Source organism: Bradyrhizobium zhanjiangense (assembly GCF_004114935.1).
In the GTDB taxonomy this organism is placed as follows: domain Bacteria; phylum Pseudomonadota; class Alphaproteobacteria; order Rhizobiales; family Xanthobacteraceae; genus Bradyrhizobium; species Bradyrhizobium zhanjiangense.
This window is the reverse complement of sequence record NZ_CP022221.1, coordinates 6256612-6272138: the sequence shown is the minus strand read 5'-3', so window position 1 is coordinate 6272138 and position 15527 is coordinate 6256612. Positions and strand designations below refer to the sequence as shown.

Genomic DNA, 15527 nt, shown 5'->3' with positions numbered 1-15527 from the left:
CATGGCCTCGATCTCGATCCGCAATCTCGTCAAGCGCTACGGCAATTTCACCGTGATCCCCGATCTCAATCTGGAGATCGCGGACCACGAATTCGTCGTCTTCGTCGGCCCGTCCGGCTGCGGCAAATCGACCTTGCTGCGCATCATCGCAGGGCTCGAGCCGATTTCGTCGGGAGATCTCTATATCGGCGACAAGCGCGTCAACGGCGTGCAGGCCGCGCAGCGCGACATCGCGATGGTGTTCCAGGACTACGCGCTCTATCCGCACATGAAGGTGTACGACAACATGTCATTTGCGCTGGAGTTGCGTGGCGTGCCGAAGGCGGAGATCGACGCCCGCGTCAAGCGCGCCGCGGCGCTGTTGCACATCGAGGCTTATCTCGACCGCAAGCCGAAGGAGCTGTCGGGCGGCCAGCGTCAGCGCGTCGCCATGGGCCGCGCCATCGTGCGCAATCCCAAGGCGTTCCTGTTCGACGAGCCGCTGTCCAATCTCGACGCGAAGCTGCGCGGGCAGGTGCGGGCCGAGATCAAGGCGCTGTCGCAGGAGTTGAAGACCACCATGGTCTTCGTCACGCACGACCAGATCGAAGCCATGACCATGGCCGACCGGATCGTGGTGCTCCAGAGCGGCACGATCCAGCAATACGACACGCCGGAGACGGTCTACGAGCGGCCCGCCAACCAGTTCGTCGCCGGCTTCATCGGTTCGCCCGCCATGAATTTCTTTCCGGTCGAGTGGCGGCAGGAGCGTGCGCTCCTTTCGCAAGGCGGAACGGCAGTGCCGCTCGACGGCGCGGCCGCAGGCCGCCTGCGTCAGGCCGGCAATGCCGTTCTCGGCATCCGCCCTGAACATTTCACCGTGGCCGCGGATGCCGCCGACGGTCTTGCCATCAATGTCAAGTTGGTCGAACCGCTCGGCTCGGATACGCTGATCCATTTCGATCTCGCCGGTGCCTCCGCGATCGCGCGGGTCGATCCATCGCTGCGGCCGAAGGTCGGCGATCGTCTCAGCCTTCGTCCGCAAGCGGGCAAGACGCATTTGTTCGATGCGGCCAACGGACAGGTCCTGCGGTGAGTGCATCCGCGCACATCGGTGATCTCAAGGCGCTGGCGGACGTGGCGTCAAAGGCGAGGTCCGTGCACGTGATCTGCCTGGGTCTGTCGGCGCTCGACCAGGTCTGGCGCGTCGATCGCCTGTTCGCGGGTCAAAGCGAGAAGATCAAGGCTGCTGGTTACGGCACGCTTGGCGGCGGCATGGCTGCCAACGCGTCGGTCGCGATAGCAAGGCTCGGCGCGTCCGTCGCGTTCTGGGGGCGGGCAGGGAATGACGCCGCCGGCCATGAGATGAAATCGGCCTTCACGGCCGAAGGCGTCGATGTCGAGAATTTTCGGCTGTTTCCCGACGGCCGCTCGTCCGTCTCCGGGATCATCGTCGACAGTTCCGGTGAGCGGCAGATCGTCAATTTCCGCGGGCTCTTTCCGGAAGCCGCGGATTGGCTTCCGCTCGAAGCCGTCGCGGGCGCATCCTCCGTGCTGGCCGATCCGCGCTGGGTCGAGGGCGCAGCGACGCTGTTTAGCGAGGCCCGCGCGCGCGGCATTCCGACTGTGCTCGACGGCGACATGACCGACGCCGAGGTGTTCGAGCGGCTGCTGCCGCTGACCGACCACGCGATCTTCTCGGAGCCCGCGCTCACATCTTTTGCCGGCTCGGCCAAGGATGACTCTCTCGCGGCGCTCGCGCGCTTCGGCTGCCGGGTCATCGCCGTCACGCGCGGCGAGGGAGGCGTGAGCTGGTACGAGAACGGCCAGTCGCATCGGCAGGCGGCCTATGCCGTCGAGGTCGTCGACACCACGGGCGCCGGCGACGTCTTTCACGGCGCCTATGCGCTTGCGATCGGCGGCGGCCTCGATGTGCGCGCCGCCATGGCGTTTTCGGCGGCGACAGCCGCCATGAAATGCCGCCATGCCGGTGGCCGCAACGGAATCCCCGATATCAACGAGTGTCTTGCATTCATGAGGACGAAGCCATGAGAACGATTGGAAAGAACCGCGGCTTGGCACGGCTGGCTGACGCGGATGGCCACTTTCGCATGGTCGCGCTGGACCAGCGGCCGCCACTGTTCGACGCCATCGCCAAGGCAAAGGGCATCACGCGGGATCAGGTCGAATATTCCGATGTCACGGCGGCCAAGCGTCTTCTCGTCGAGAACCTCGCGCCGCATTGCAGCTCGATGCTGTTCGACCCGAACTTTGCCGTGCCAGCCGCGATCGATCTCTTGCCGCCGCGCTGCGGCCTGATCATGACGCTCGAGGAGCACCGCGTCGAGGAAACGGCGGGCGGCCGCAAGTCGCGCGCGATTACCAATTGGAGCGTGGAGAAGATCCGCGCCATGGGCGGCGACGCCGTCAAGGTGCTGGCCTGGTACCGGCCGGATGCCGACGCTGCGGTGAACGAGCACCAGAAGCGTTTCGTGCGCGAGATCGGCGAGGACTGCGCCCGTCACGACATTCCCTATGTCCTCGAGCTGCTGGTCTACCCATTCCTCGGCAGCGCCAATCACACCGCCGACTATGTGGAATCGCCGGGCAAGCTGCCGGGCCTTGTCATCGACAGCGTGCGCGAGTTTGCCAAGCCCGAATACGGCGTCGATCTCCTCAAGCTGGAGAGCCCGCTTGCGGCGGGCAGCCTGCCGGCCCGAGACGGCAGCGCGGAAGCGAAGGCCGCACAGAAGGAGTTCGATGCGATCGGCGATATCTGCCGCGAGCGCAGCATCCCCTGGGTGCTGTTGTCGGGCGGCGCTGCGCCGGAAAAGTTCGAGCGCGTCCTCGACTTCGCCTATGCGGCGGGAGCGGGCGGCTTCCTCGCCGGCCGCACCATCTGGCTCGATGCCGTCCTGAAGAATTTTCCGGACCGCGCGGCGGTGTCGGCGAGCCTGCGCAAGGACGGCCTCGGCGTGCTGGAACGGCTCAACAAGCTGACCACGGCCAAGGGCACGCCGTGGAAGGCGCGCTTTCCGGTGTTCACTGACATCAAGCAGGAAGGTGACTTCGCGCGCGCCTATTGAGATAGTGGCTCTGCGTGGTTCATCCCGATCGCAGGATCCGCAACATGACTGACAGCTTCACCATCCGCTCGATCGAGGCGTTCTGCTATCGCTATCCGTTGGCGACGCCGGTGGTGACGTCGTTCGGCAAGATGCTCAACCGTCCCGCCGTTTTCGTTCGCGCTGTCGACGAGGACGGCGTTGAGGGATGGGGTGAGGCCTGGTCCAATTTTCCAGCTCCGGGCGCGGAGCATCGCGCCCGGCTCGTCAACGAGGTGCTCGCCCCCGGCCTCGTCGGACGCAAGTTCGACGGTCCTGGCCAGGCCTTCGAGGCGCTGACCAAGGGCACCGAAATTCTGGCGCTTCAATGCGGTGAACCCGGTCCGTTCGCGCAGGCGATTTCGGGCATCGATCTCGCGCTGTGGGACCTCTCGGCGCGCCGCCGGCGCTTGCCCTTGTGGCGGCTTCTCGGCGGTCAGTCGCGCAAGATCAAGGTCTATGCCAGCGGCATCAATCCCGGCGGAGCCGCGCAGACGGCGGAGGCCGCGCTCAAGCGCGGCCATCGCGCGCTGAAGCTGAAGGTTGGCTTCGGGGCCGAGACCGATCTCGCCAATCTGGTCACGCTGCGTCAGATCATCGGTGCCGGCATGCTTGCCACCGATGCCAATCAGGGCTGGTCAGTCACGCAGGCGATGGAGATGCTGCCGCGGCTTGCCGAGTTCGATCTGCGCTGGCTGGAAGAGCCGATTCGCGCCGATCGACCGCGTGAGGAATGGCGCAGGCTGCGCGCCGCAGCGAAGATGCCGATTGCCGCCGGCGAAAACATTTCGAGCGTCGAAGGCTTCAAGGAGGTTTTGGCCGAAGACGTGCTCAGCGTGGTTCAGCCTGATATTGCGAAATGGGGCGGCCTCAGTGTCTGCGCCCCACTGGCGCGCGACATTCTGAAGGTGGGCAAGACGTTTTGCCCGCACTATCTCGGTGGAGGCCTCGGCTTGCTTGCTTCGGCGCATCTCCTTGCCGGTATCGGAGGTGATGGCTGGCTGGAAGTCGATGCCAACGACAATCCATTGCGCGATCTGTTTTGCGGCCCAGTCCTCAACGTGACGGAAGGCATGATTGAATTGGACCAAGACCCGGGACTCGGAGTGTCGCCTGATCTTTCATCTATCGAGCGTCATCGCACCATTTAGATAAGAGACTCGTATCGTGATGGCCGCGATCTTGAATCCGGCCTGGTCGAAGATCGGTGCGGATAGGGCGGTGAAGTTCGGCAGCAGAGCATCACGACAGCGGCCGATGCCGTTGCGCGCTTATTTGACCTCGTCATATGTATATGACCAAATAAACCGTCTCGCATTTGGCTGCGGGGCGTAACTTCTCAGCCGTCAGCTCCGTTCGCGCGCGCAATTGGGGGACCGATGCTCTTCGATATGGGTCAGCTTCCGGCGGATATCCGCTACAAGATCCTTACCGCCACCGTTACGCCGCGACCCATCGCGTGGGTGACGACGAGGTCCCGCGATGGGATCGCCAATGCGGCGCCCTTCAGCTTCTTCAACGTTCTCGGGCATGAGCCGCCGACGGTGGTGCTCGGCTTGCTGCGGCATCCGCAGCGAGGTTTGAAGGACACGGCGCAGAATATCGTCGAGATGGGTGAGTTCGCCGTCCACCTGGTGCCGCACCAGATGGCAGAAGCGATGAACGCGACGGCGGTCGATGCTCCCTCCGGGATCGACGAGATTGAGATTGCGGGGCTGGAGACGCTTCCCGCGCAGATGATTTCGCCTCCGCTCATCAAGGGATGCCCGGTTGCGTTCGAATGTCGCTCCCTCTCGGTCCATGAGACCGGGCCCCGGCAAATCGCCGTGATCGGCGAGATCGTCTGCGCTCACGTGGCCGAGCAGTTCGTGATCGACGCGCGCCGAGGCCATATCGATACGGTCAACCTCGACCTCATTGCCCGCATGCACGGCTCGGGCTGGTATGCGAGGCCTCGCGAGCTCTTCCAGCTGGTGCGGCCGGCGCCGATCGAATAGGGGCGGCCGGCGCCAGGCCTCGGGTTTGGGTCCAGCGCGTGTCGACCCGAGCGAGCGATTGACATCCAAATTATTATATGTCTAAAAATATGCAAATTCATATATTGCAAGACCCGGCCAATGGACACGCATCCGCTGAGGCTCAAGGTGCAATCGGTCGCGGCGGAGACGCCGACGATCCGAAGCCTTCTGTTCGGCGTGGAAGGCGGTGCGGTTCCGCGATGGCAGGCGGGAGCGCATATCCGCGTGTCGCTGCCAAGCGGGGGAGACCGGCCTTACTCGCTGATGGCCCTGCCGGGCCTGCCTGAGGGAGTCCTTGCGCTCGGCGTTCTGCGCGAGCGGACGTCGACCGGCGGCTCGGCCTTCATGCATGCGCTCGAGATCGGCGATGTCGTGACGGCTTCGGCGCCCGTCAACAATTTCCCGCTGCATGAGGACGATGCGCCCGCGCTGCTGTTCGCCGGCGGCATCGGCATCACGCCGATCCTGTCCATGGCGGCCGAGCTCAAGGCGAGGGGCGTTGCCCACCATCTTCACTACGCCGGACGGGCGCCAGGTCTGCTGGCATTCCTGCCGCAGCTGGAGACGGTGTGTGCGAGCACTCTGTCCATCCACTACGACAACGACGCCTCGTGCCTGGACATCGCCGCCGCGCTGCACGGCTCGCCTGCGAACGCCCATGTCTATGTCTGCGGTCCCGCAGGCATGATCGAAGCGGTGAAGACTGCAGCTCTCGCCAGGGGCATCGCCGCCGATCGCATCCACGACGAGCGCTTCAAGGCCGAGCTGCCGGGCGCGCCGAACCGTCCGTTCGAGGTGGAGCTCAGATCGACGGGCGAGGTCATCACCGTCGCAGCCGATCGTAGCATCATCGAGGCGCTGGAAGCGGCGGGGCACGAGGTTCTCTCCGACTGTCGGCGCGGCGATTGCGGCATCTGCCAGTGCGGCGTGATCGCAGGCGTTCCCGATCATCGCGATGTCATCCTGAGCGACGCCGAGAAGGCGTCCAACAAGGTCATGCAGATCTGTGTGTCGCGCGCAAAATCGGAACGGCTGGTGCTGGATCTCTAGGACGAGGACAGGAACGTCATGGCTGGATACGCTGGAAATGCGCGGTCGATCGCAGCGCTGGTGCGCGAGGCGGAGGTGCATCGCGACGTCTACGTCGATCCTGAAATCTTCGAGCTCGAGATGGCGCATCTGTTTCCCAACAGCTGGGTCTATGTCGGCCATGCGAGCCAGTTGGCGAAGCCCGGCGATTTCATCACCGCCAATATCGGCCGGCAGCCGGTGATGGCGAGCCGCCATACCGACGGTTCCATCCATGTTTTCTACAACCGTTGTCCACACAAGGGCGTCAAGATCGCCTCGGAGCCTTGCGGCAATGCCGGAAAGTTCTTTCGTTGTCCCTATCACGCATGGTCGTTTAGGACCGACGGCTCGCTGCTCGCGATCCCCTTGAAGAAGGGCTATGAGAGCACCGGTTTCGGCGACACCCAGGCGAATGAAGGCCTGTCGAGAATCAAGAACGTCGCGATCTATCGCGACTTCATCTTCGCGCGGCTGAGCGGGACCGGCGTGTCCTTCGAGGACTATTTCGGCCCGAGCCTTTCGACCATCGACAACATGGTCGACCGCTCGCCACAGGGCAAGCTCGAGGTCGTGGCCGCGCCGATCCGCTATATGCACACCTGCAATTGGAAGATGCTGGTCGAGAACCAGACCGACACCTGCCATCCCATGGTCGCGCACGAGAGCTCGGCGGGTACCGCGGTCAAGGTCTGGAAACGCGAGCAGGGCGATTCCACGGAGACGCCGATGGCGGTGCAGCTCTACGGCCCGTTCATGAGCCCGTACGAATTCTACGAGCAGAGCGGCATCCGGATCTGGCCCAACGGCCATGGCCACACCGGCGTCGCCAATTCGATCCATTCGAACTATTCCGACGTCGACGGCTATCTCGAGCAGATGGTCGCGGCCTATGGCGAGACGCGGGCTCACGAGATCCTCGGCGATATCAGGCACAACACCGTCTACTTCCCGAACGTCATGGTCAAAGGCGCCGTCCAGATCCTCCGCAATTTCATCCCGGTCGCGGTCGACAGGACGCTGGTCGAGAGCTGGGTCTATCGCCTGGTCGGCGCGCCCGACAAGCTCTACGAGCGTGCCCTGATGTACAACCGCTTCATCAACGCGCCGACCTCGATCGTCGGGCACGACGACCTCGAGATGTACGAGCGCGCGCAGGAAGGCCTGAAGTCCAACGGCAATCAGTGGATCAATCTGCGCCGCCTCTACGAGCCCGACGAACAGCCTGATGTCACCGCCGTCATCAACGGCACCTCCGAGCGGCAGATGCGCAACCAGTTTCACGCCTGGGCCAAATTCATGACCATGGGCATGGACAAGCATGCCGAGGTCGCGGAATGATCGACGAGAAAGCCGTCACGGATTTCATCTATCGGGAGGCCGAGCTGCTCGACACCATGCAGTGGCAGAGCTGGCTCGATCTGTTTCATCCCGAAGGGCGCTATTGGATGCCGCTCGAATGGCAGCAGCAGGACCCGGTGCTCCAGCCCTCCCTGATGTACGAGGATCTGCTGCTGCTCAAGGTGCGGGTCGAACGCCTCGCCGGGGAACGCACCTTCAGCCAGAAGCCGAAGAGCCGGTGCCACCATCTGCTTCAGGCGCCACGTATCATCGCCTGCGATGCTGCGGCCGGCGTGTTCAGGGCGCGCACGTCCTACATCTACACCGAGACGCGCGGCGACCTGCTGGAGCGCTATTCGGGATGGGCATCGCACGATCTCGTGCAGGTCGGCGACGGCCTGAAGATCAAGCTCAAGCGCGTCGATCTCGTCAATTTCGACGCGCCGTTCGGCAACATCCAGCTCTTCATGTGAGTGTATCTTGACCGCTGCGACCACAGTCTACGCCCGCTTTCGCGACACCGCGCTACGCCGCGGCGAGGCCGGCTTCCTCAACGTGTTGCCGGAGACCGCCGGCATCTACGGCATCGCAGCCGGCGAGATCTCCTACCGCGCGATGCTCGCGCGGATCGAGGCCCGGCGGCAGGCGTTCGCGGACCGCGGCTATGGCGAAGGACACAGGGTCGGGCTTCTGCTCCAGAACCGGCCGGTGTTCATCGAGCTGTGGTTTGCGCTGAACGCGCTTGGCGTTTCCGTGGTGCCGATTAACCCCGATCTGCGCATGAGCGAGCTCGAATACATCATCTCCCATTCCGAGATGAATGCCGCCTTCGTTCTCGCCGAGCGCTGCGCCGAGGTGGCGACGGCGGCGCGCCAGGCCGGCCGGCCGATCCCAGTCGTCACCGACGACGGCGACGTTCCCGCGCCATACGACGGTGCGCGGCCGTTGCGGCCGGCGGGCAGCGCAACCGAATGCGCGCTGCTCTACACGTCCGGCACGACCGGGCAACCGAAAGGCTGCGTCCTCACCAACGATTATTTCCTGCACAGCGGAAACTGGTATCGCGACGCCGGCGGGCTGATCGGCCTGAAGCCAGATGGCGAGCGCATGATTACGCCGCTGCCGCTGTTCCACATGAACGCGATGGCGGTCTCGCTGATGGCGATGGTCTCGGTCGGCGGCAGCCTGGCCATGCTCGATCGATTTCACCCGCGCAGCTGGTGGACCTCGGTCAGGGAGAGCCGCGCCACGTGCCTGCACTATCTCGGCGTCATGCCGTCCATGCTGATGAGCGCCGTGCCGTCCGAACAGGACCGGCAGCACAATGTGCGCTTCGGGTTCGGCGCCGGCGTCGACAAGCTGCTTCATGCCCCCTTCGAGGCGCGCTTCGGCTTCCCGCTGATCGAGGCCTGGGCGATGACCGAGACCGGCAGTGGCGGCGTGATCGCCGCCAACCTTGAGCCGCGCAAGGTCGGCACCAGCTGCTTCGGCCGCCCGGCACCGGAGATCGAGACTCGCATCGTCGATGATCGAGGTGTCGATACGCCAGGGCAAACGCCGGGCGAGCTGCTGGTGCGGCGGGCAGGCGCGGACCCGCGCTATGGCTTCTTCCGGGAATACCTCAAGAACCCCGAGGCCACGGCGGAGGCCTGGGCCGGAGGCTGGCTGCACACCGGCGATATCGTCTCGCGCGATGCGGATGGCGATCTGCATTTCGTCGACCGCAAGAAGAACGTCATCCGCCGCTCCGGCGAGAACATCGCCGCGGTCGAGGTCGAATCCGTCCTCAATCGTCATCCCGCGATCCGGCAGGCCGCGATTGCGCCGACCCCGGATCAGCTGCGCGGCGACGAGGTCGCGGCCGTCATCATCGCCGAGCAGGCCGGCGCCGACCGCGCGCTGGCCGAGGCCATCGTGCGCTGGAGCCTGGAGCAGATGGCCTATTACAAGGCGCCCGGCTGGATCTGCTTCGTCGAGCGGCTGCCGCTGACCGCAACCGAGAAGATCCAGCGCGGCGGCTTGAAGGATCTCGTCGCCAGGCTGATGCAGGATGGCGCGTTCTTCGATCTCCGCGAGATGAAGCGGCGGCAGGTCTGACCCGGAAAGCCCGCAGGACACCGATCATGAGCCAAATACGCACCACACTCATCACCGGCGGAAATTCCGGGATCGGCGAAGCGCTGGCGAAGAGGCTGGTCGACAAGGGACAGCGCGTGGTCTCGGTGGGGCTGGAGAAGCCGGGCTGGACGCACGATCTGCTCGCGGCCTATTGCGCGGACCTGACCAGCCTTGAGGAGGCGCGGGCCATCGCGCAGGAGATTGGCGCCAACCACGCGATTGATTGCCTCGTGCACAATGCCGGCATCATCCTGCCGAACCTGTTGCCGGATGCAAAGCCCGAGGACATCCTGGAGCTTGCGCAGCTGCATCTCGGCGCACCGATGCTCCTGACTCAGGCCGCTCTGGGAGGCATGATCTCGCGCCGTTTCGGCCGCATCGTGTTCGTCAGCTCGCGCGCGGCGATGGGCGCCGTGACCCGCTCGGCCTATTCCGCCACCAAGGCCGGCGTGCACGGCATGGCGCGGACATGGGCGCTGGAGCTGGCGTCCAGCGGCATCACGGTGAACGTCGTCGCGCCGGGCCCGATCCTGACCGACAATTTCTGGGGCATCATCCCCAAGGATTCCGAGCGGCAGGAGCGAATGGCGCGCAACGTCCCGGTCGGCCGGCTCGGTGCGCGCGAGGACGTGGCGCACGCGGTCGAATTCTTCCTCGACGAGCGCTCGGATTTCGTGACGGGGCAGGTGCTGTATGTCTGCGGCGGCACCAGCCTGGTCGGTCTCGGCCCCTGACGGATCAGATCTGGTTCTGCTTGATGTTTTCGACCATCCTGGCGAGCACCCGCGCGCAGATCTCGATCTCGTCCGGATCGATCCCGGCGGTCAGCCGCTCATAGTTCTTTTCCATGATGGGCCAGATCTTGCGCAACAGCGCCTCGCCGTCCGGCGTCAACGCCACCACCCGGCGGCGCTGGTCGTCCTCGGCGATCTCGCGCTTGACGAGACCCGAGGATACCATCGACTCGACCATCCTGCTGGCGGTCGATTGCTCGGTCACGGCGAGAACGGCGACTTCGTTGACGGTGAGAGTCTTGTAGATGAACAGGATCGACAGTGTTCGAAACACGACGTTGTTGATGCCGTGCTCGCTGAGATCGCGGTTCTGGTCGAGGTTCCAGCGATTTGCCAGCCGATTGAACAGATAGGGGATGTAGGCTTGCAGCTGGTCCCTTGATCGCGGCGGGCCGGATTTCCACCTGCTCTTGGATTCTCTCGCCATTATTTCTTGCGACTTTGCTTCTTGCTCTGGGTATGAATTTTTGCCGAAAGAGACCGCAGCACCGACAGCGCGGTGTCCAGTTCGCCGGCCGAAATGGTCTCGAGCCTTTGGCTGAGATGTCTCTTGTGCATGTCGGCGGCCTTCCGGAACAGGGCTTCGCCCTTCGGCGTGAGGCGGACGATGAAGGACCGGCGGTCCTCGCTGGACATTTCCTTGCTGATGAGATCGTCGGCCAGGAGACGCTGCACCAAACCCGAGACGTTTCCGCCGGAAACCTTCAGGTTCTGCGACAACTGCCCGAGCGCAAGGCCGTTCCTGTCGCGGTCGAGTTGGGCCAGCACGTCGAACTTCGCCAGTGACAAGCCGAACTCCGAGATCAGAAGCGCGTTCAGCGACGCGAAGATGTCACCGTGCAGCGACAGCAGCTGCAGCCAGAGTCGGGTCTCGATCTGCCCGAGGGGAACGATGTTCTCTTTCAGTGCTGCCGGCATTGCGTGACCAGGGGTCCGGGTTCGTCTGGCGGAGGTATTCCGAAGATCGTCAGCCCCGATTAGCGCACCGGGAATCGCAGTCAAGCAGCTCGATTCTGACCCGCGTCAGCTTGAACGGCAATCCGGCGCTAAGGTCAATCTCATGAGGCGAAGCTCTTGATGGTCTGGATCACGCCGTCGAGCTGCTTGCCCGGGCCGTCCTTCAGCGCCGCCTCCCGCAGGCGGCGCGCCCAGTCGGCGGCATCCTCGCGCTGTGCAACCAGCGTGATCGCGGCCAGCGTCCTGTCGAACTTCGACAGGCCGCGGCTGTGGGTATCGGAATAGCCCTTGACCAGCCGGCGGCATTGCAGGATCTCGACGCCGAGCTGGTAATTGGTGCGGACCGACTCGGTGGCAGCCTTGAGCCATTCGTCGCGATGCGCCGTCTCGATGGCGTGGCGGCGCGAGCGGCGGCGCAGGCCCCGGAGACCGCCCACGACATAGAGCGCGAGAAACCAGGGCAGCGAATAGGTCCGCACCCGGCGTCCCTTGTTGACGCGGCGATCGAGCCATCCCATCAGGCGCGGCCTGGTCTCGAGCCAGCGACCAAACCCCGCGGGCAACGCTCCCATGACCTCCTCCATGCGGGGGTGCATGAATTCGGTGGTCTGCAGCACCTGACCTTGCGCCAGTTCCAGCTCGCCCTCGATCCGCGCGCGGCGCGCCGAGCGTGTCTTCAGGTCGGCAACGCGGATGACGTCGTCATAGGTCATGGCATTGGCGAGGTACTTTGCAGCCATCCGTGTGAAGGCAAAGCCTCTGTCCGCGCCACCGGCGCTGCGATCGGCGGCGTGCAGCCCACTGAGAATGTCGAGATATTCGGCGCCGTACGCGATGTCCTGGAAGTCGACCACCTTTTTCAGGCCGGCGTGGGCCAGGTCGCGTGCGGGCTGCGGCAGCTCGTGTTTGAGCCGTTCGAGCAGTTTGGCCAGCCGGGGATCGAAGGGCGCAGGCGAGGGGCTTTGTTTGTTTTTCTCCGGCCGGGGGGCTACGGCGACATTGGGCGCCCCGATGCGGACGCGATCAAAAGCGGCTTGGAAGGTGTCAACGCTCGCCTTGGCCCCTTTCTCGCCGGCGCGAATTACCGCGAGATAGCTGTCGCGGTCGAACGGCAGCACGCCGGTGGCCGCGAGCGCGCCGAACATCGCAGCGGAAATGACGCTGCCATGTGCGATGGCCAGGGCGTTCATGTCGAAGATGATTTCGCTCTTGGCGGCAACACCGATCGCCCCTCGCACGGCCCCGTCGTCGGCGATGCCGTCGCCCGGCGCGATCTTCTCGCCGATGGCAAAGGACCGGTGATTGGAGGCGATCAGGGTGGTGCGGTCCGGCGTTACCAGCCCGCGCAGGATCGAGCGTCCAGCTTCCATGAATTCGGCCGCCATCACGACGTCGACATCGCCGGGGGTCGGCATCAGCGACAAGATTGGCTTGCGCCCATCGAGCGGCGGCATCGCCTCGATGTAGTAGATCGTGGCGCCGGTCCGCTGCGCGACGCCGGGCACCGAGGTCGACTGCGCGACCCAGCCGTGGTTCTCCGCGAGCTGGACGATCCAGTCGGTCAGCACGCCGCCACCCTGGCCGCCCATGGCGAGGATCGCGATCGAGATCGGGCGCTCGGTCGCTTCGCCGGCCGCGGGAAGCGCAAGTCGAACCGTCTCGTCTCTCATGTCAGCGCCTCGAGCGCCGGTCGGCGGCGCTCGCGCCGCCGTTGCAGCCAGCCGATCACCGTCATCGCGATGTTCGACTTGAACCTGTCCCAGCGGGTCGGATTGTGAATGACGTTGGCGCGGTAGAACGAGGGACACAGCACGGCGGCCTCGGCGACCTCGCCGCAATTGCCGCAGCCGACACAGGAATTGTCGATCGCGGCGACCGGATCGTCGCGCAGGGGATCGTCGAGCTGTTTCACCGAGAGGGATGGGCAGCCCGACAGGCGGAGGCAGGCGTGGTCGCCCGTGCAGACGTCTTCATCGACACCGAAGCGCTCCTTGACGATGCGCAGCCCGTCCTTGATCGCCTTGCTCGTCTGCGGCTTCACGCGGCGCTGTTTGTTCAGCATGCATTCGGACGAGGCGACGATGACCTTGGGACCCTCATCCTTCGTCGTCAGCGCCTCCTTCAGCGTGTCGCGCATCCTGCCGACGTCATAGGTGCGGTCGATCTGCCGCACCCATTGGGCACCGATGCCTTTCACGGCCTGCACGATCGAATTGTTGATCTTGCGCCGCTTGTTGACCGCGCGGGACGACAGGATGTCCTGGCCGCCGGTTGCCGAGGTGTAAAAATTGTCGACGATGACGAATACACCGTCATGCTTGTTGAAGACGGCGTTGCCGATGCCGCTGGTCAGCCCGTTGTGCCAGAAACCGCCGTCGCCCATGACCGCGATCGAGCGCTTATCGGCCTTGACGTTGAATGCGGAGGTCGAGGCCGGACCGAGGCCGAAGCCCATCGTCGTCGCGCCGATGTTGAAGGGCGGCAGGATCGAGAACAGATGGCAGCCGATGTCGGCCGAGACGTGGTGCTCGCCGAGTTCTTCTTCCACCAGCTTCATCGCGGCGAAGATCGGCCGTTCCGGGCAGCCGGTGCACAGGCCCGGCGGCCGGGCCGGCACGACCTGCTTGAGCTTCTCGACCGCCGGATGATTGAGCACGGGAACGGCATCCGGTGCCGGCGGCCTGTTGCCGAGCAATCTCGGCTCCGTCTTCTCGAGGAATTCCCTGACACCGCCGAGCAGGACCTGCGCGGTGTAGTCCCCGCCCATCGGCAGCACGTCCTTGCCGTGGACGCGCGCCTGGATGTCCTTGCGCCGCAGCACGGTATTGATCGCCTGCTCCAGATATTCCGGTTGGCCTTCCTCGACGATCAGGACGGCGTCCTTGTCGAGGCAGAACTCCGCAACTTCCGTGTCGATCACGGGGTAGGTGACGTTCATGACGTAAAGCGGGATCTGCGTATTGCCATAGGCATCCGAGAGCCCGAGATATTGCAGCGCGCGGATGACATTGTTGTACATGCCGCCCTGCATGATGATGCCGACCTTGCCGCGCTTCGGTCCCATCCATTCGTTTAGCTTGTTGTCGCGGATGAAGCCGATCGCCGCGGGCATGCGCGTCTTGATCTTCTCCTGCTCATGCTCATAGGCCGCCGGCGGCAGCACGATGCGGCCGACGTCGCGCTTGGGATTATTGAGCGCGTCCTTGATCGTGTACGCCGGCCTGACATTGTCCTTGCAGGCAAAGCTTCCATGCATGTGGCAGGCGCGAACGCGGACTTCCAGCATCACCGGCGTGTTCGAGCATTCCGAGAGCTCGAAACCCTTCTCGATCAGGTTGACGATGCAGTCGTGGTCGGGCCGCGGATCGAGCAGCCACATCTGCGATTTCATGGCGAAGGCGTGGGTGCGCTCCTGCATGATGGAGGAGCCTTCGCCGTAATCTTCGCCCACGATGATCATGGTGCCGCCGGTGACGCCGCCGGAAGCGAGATTGGCGAGCGCATCGGAGGCGACATTGGTGCCGACCGTGGACTTCCAGGCCACCGCACCCCGCAGCGGATACATCACCGATGCCGAGAGCATCGCCGCGGCGGCCGCTTCGTTGGCCGAGCTCTGGAACACGACGCCGAGATCGTCGAGCACGTCCTTGGCGTCGGCCAGCACGTCCATCAGATGCGAGATCGGCGAGCCCTGGTAGCCGCCGACATAGGCCACACCGGATTGCAGCAGCGCCTTGGTGATGGCGAGGATGCCTTCGCCGCGGAAGATGTCGCCCGCGCCGAGCCGGAGATCTTCGACCTCGCGAGCGAAAGACCGTTCAGCCATTGCGTCCTCCAGAAATATGCATTACCATAATTTTACATATGAAGTAAGTCAACGCCGGACATGCCGCCATCCCAGTTCGGGCGCGGTCGTGACCAGTGACAGGGTAGGGCCGATGCTCAAGCTGCCTCGCGTCAAGGCTGCCGCCATGCAGGCTTCACCTCGGCATCTTAGCGCGAGCGCAATGGCCGACAAGCCGGCGCAAATCTCGTTGGCCTTCTACGACGATGTTCCCGGCCATCTCCGTTTGGAACTGGATGGTCGATCCCTGGCGACGGCCATCAATGGATGGCACGCTTCGATCCGACGAACGCCCTAAGACGCC

The 15527-nt window shown here is 64.4% G+C and carries 15 protein-coding genes; 11 read left to right on the top strand and 4 right to left on the bottom strand.

Annotated elements, in window-relative coordinates; genetic code table 11:
* Position 1 precedes the first annotated feature (1 nt).
* From XH85_RS30210 to XH85_RS30160, 10 genes are all read left to right on the top strand, one after another.
* Entirely contained in the window at positions 2-1075 is a 1074-nt protein-coding gene (locus tag XH85_RS30210; protein WP_128934739.1) for an ABC transporter ATP-binding protein, read from the top strand.
* The gene (locus XH85_RS30205) at positions 1072-2031 is read left to right on the top strand and encodes a sugar kinase (protein ID WP_128934738.1); all 960 of its coding nucleotides are present in this window, start codon (positions 1072-1074) and stop codon (positions 2029-2031) included. The genes XH85_RS30210 and XH85_RS30205 overlap by 4 nt, the downstream gene beginning before the upstream one ends.
* Positions 2028-3065, top strand: a complete 1038-nt coding sequence (locus tag XH85_RS30200) for a tagatose 1,6-diphosphate aldolase (protein ID WP_128934737.1) — start codon at positions 2028-2030, stop codon at positions 3063-3065. The genes XH85_RS30205 and XH85_RS30200 overlap by 4 nt, the downstream gene beginning before the upstream one ends.
* A gap of 44 nt (positions 3066-3109) precedes the next feature.
* Positions 3110-4234, top strand: coding sequence for a mandelate racemase/muconate lactonizing enzyme family protein (locus XH85_RS30195; RefSeq protein WP_128934736.1), 1125 nt, complete (start codon positions 3110-3112; stop codon positions 4232-4234).
* Between the two features lie 228 nt (positions 4235-4462).
* Positions 4463-5080, top strand: coding sequence for a flavin reductase family protein (locus tag XH85_RS30185; protein ID WP_128934735.1), 618 nt, complete (start codon positions 4463-4465; stop codon positions 5078-5080).
* A gap of 120 nt (positions 5081-5200) precedes the next feature.
* Complete coding sequence (locus XH85_RS30180) at positions 5201-6151, top strand: PDR/VanB family oxidoreductase (RefSeq protein WP_128934734.1); 951 nt, start codon at positions 5201-5203, stop codon at positions 6149-6151.
* A gap of 18 nt (positions 6152-6169) precedes the next feature.
* Positions 6170-7510, top strand: a complete 1341-nt coding sequence (locus XH85_RS30175; RefSeq protein ID WP_128934733.1) for an aromatic ring-hydroxylating dioxygenase subunit alpha — start codon at positions 6170-6172, stop codon at positions 7508-7510.
* On the top strand, positions 7507-7983 hold the full coding sequence (locus XH85_RS30170) for an aromatic-ring-hydroxylating dioxygenase subunit beta (RefSeq protein ID WP_091887573.1): 477 nt from the start codon (positions 7507-7509) through the stop codon (positions 7981-7983). The genes XH85_RS30175 and XH85_RS30170 overlap by 4 nt, the downstream gene beginning before the upstream one ends.
* Positions 7984-7990: 7 nt before the next feature.
* Positions 7991-9607: an ATP-dependent acyl-CoA ligase gene (locus XH85_RS30165; RefSeq protein WP_164940220.1), complete on the top strand. Its 1617-nt coding sequence runs from the start codon at positions 7991-7993 to the stop codon at positions 9605-9607.
* Positions 9608-9633: 26 nt separating this feature from the next.
* Entirely contained in the window at positions 9634-10362 is a 729-nt protein-coding gene (locus tag XH85_RS30160) for an SDR family NAD(P)-dependent oxidoreductase (RefSeq protein ID WP_128934732.1), read from the top strand.
* A gap of 4 nt (positions 10363-10366) precedes the next feature.
* Here XH85_RS30160 and XH85_RS30155 read toward each other — a convergent pair whose 3' ends face one another.
* The 4 genes from XH85_RS30155 to XH85_RS30140 form a co-directional block, all read right to left on the bottom strand.
* Positions 10367-10849 (bottom strand): MarR family winged helix-turn-helix transcriptional regulator, encoded by a 483-nt coding sequence (locus XH85_RS30155; protein ID WP_128934731.1) that lies wholly within the window; start codon positions 10847-10849, stop codon positions 10367-10369.
* Positions 10849-11340 (bottom strand): MarR family winged helix-turn-helix transcriptional regulator, encoded by a 492-nt coding sequence (locus XH85_RS30150; protein ID WP_128934730.1) that lies wholly within the window; start codon positions 11338-11340, stop codon positions 10849-10851. The genes XH85_RS30155 and XH85_RS30150 overlap by 1 nt, the downstream gene beginning before the upstream one ends.
* Positions 11341-11480: 140 nt before the next feature.
* Entirely contained in the window at positions 11481-13049 is a 1569-nt protein-coding gene (locus XH85_RS30145; protein ID WP_128934729.1) for an indolepyruvate oxidoreductase subunit beta family protein, read from the bottom strand.
* The gene (locus XH85_RS30140; RefSeq protein ID WP_128934728.1) at positions 13046-15205 is read right to left on the bottom strand and encodes a thiamine pyrophosphate-dependent enzyme; all 2160 of its coding nucleotides are present in this window, start codon (positions 15203-15205) and stop codon (positions 13046-13048) included. Before XH85_RS30140 ends, XH85_RS30145 begins: the two co-directional genes overlap by 4 nt.
* Before the next feature lie 112 nt (positions 15206-15317).
* Here XH85_RS30140 and XH85_RS30135 point away from each other — a divergent pair, with 112 nt between their 5' ends.
* Positions 15318-15521: a hypothetical protein gene (locus tag XH85_RS30135; RefSeq protein ID WP_128934727.1), complete on the top strand. Its 204-nt coding sequence runs from the start codon at positions 15318-15320 to the stop codon at positions 15519-15521.
* Positions 15522-15527: the final 6 nt, after the last annotated feature.

What these genes read in the sequence shown, in the direction of transcription:
- XH85_RS30210 (WP_128934739.1), top strand. Translation starts at nt 2, where the DNA reads ATGGCCTCGATCTCGATCCGCAATCTCGTCAAGCGCTACGGCAATTTC.
- XH85_RS30200 (WP_128934737.1), top strand. Translation starts at nt 2,028, where the DNA reads ATGAGAACGATTGGAAAGAACCGCGGCTTGGCACGGCTGGCTGACGCG.
- XH85_RS30195 (WP_128934736.1), top strand. Translation starts at nt 3,110, where the DNA reads ATGACTGACAGCTTCACCATCCGCTCGATCGAGGCGTTCTGCTATCGC.
- XH85_RS30185 (WP_128934735.1), top strand. Translation starts at nt 4,463, where the DNA reads ATGCTCTTCGATATGGGTCAGCTTCCGGCGGATATCCGCTACAAGATC.
- XH85_RS30180 (WP_128934734.1), top strand. Translation starts at nt 5,201, where the DNA reads ATGGACACGCATCCGCTGAGGCTCAAGGTGCAATCGGTCGCGGCGGAG.
- XH85_RS30175 (WP_128934733.1), top strand. Translation starts at nt 6,170, where the DNA reads ATGGCTGGATACGCTGGAAATGCGCGGTCGATCGCAGCGCTGGTGCGC.
- XH85_RS30170 (WP_091887573.1), top strand. Translation starts at nt 7,507, where the DNA reads ATGATCGACGAGAAAGCCGTCACGGATTTCATCTATCGGGAGGCCGAG.
- XH85_RS30160 (WP_128934732.1), top strand. Translation starts at nt 9,634, where the DNA reads ATGAGCCAAATACGCACCACACTCATCACCGGCGGAAATTCCGGGATC.
- XH85_RS30155 (WP_128934731.1), bottom strand. Translation starts at nt 10,849, where the DNA reads ATGGCGAGAGAATCCAAGAGCAGGTGGAAATCCGGCCCGCCGCGATCA.
- XH85_RS30150 (WP_128934730.1), bottom strand. Translation starts at nt 11,340, where the DNA reads ATGCCGGCAGCACTGAAAGAGAACATCGTTCCCCTCGGGCAGATCGAG.
- XH85_RS30145 (WP_128934729.1), bottom strand. Translation starts at nt 13,049, where the DNA reads ATGAGAGACGAGACGGTTCGACTTGCGCTTCCCGCGGCCGGCGAAGCG.
- XH85_RS30140 (WP_128934728.1), bottom strand. Translation starts at nt 15,205, where the DNA reads ATGGCTGAACGGTCTTTCGCTCGCGAGGTCGAAGATCTCCGGCTCGGC.
- XH85_RS30135 (WP_128934727.1), top strand. Translation starts at nt 15,318, where the DNA reads ATGCTCAAGCTGCCTCGCGTCAAGGCTGCCGCCATGCAGGCTTCACCT.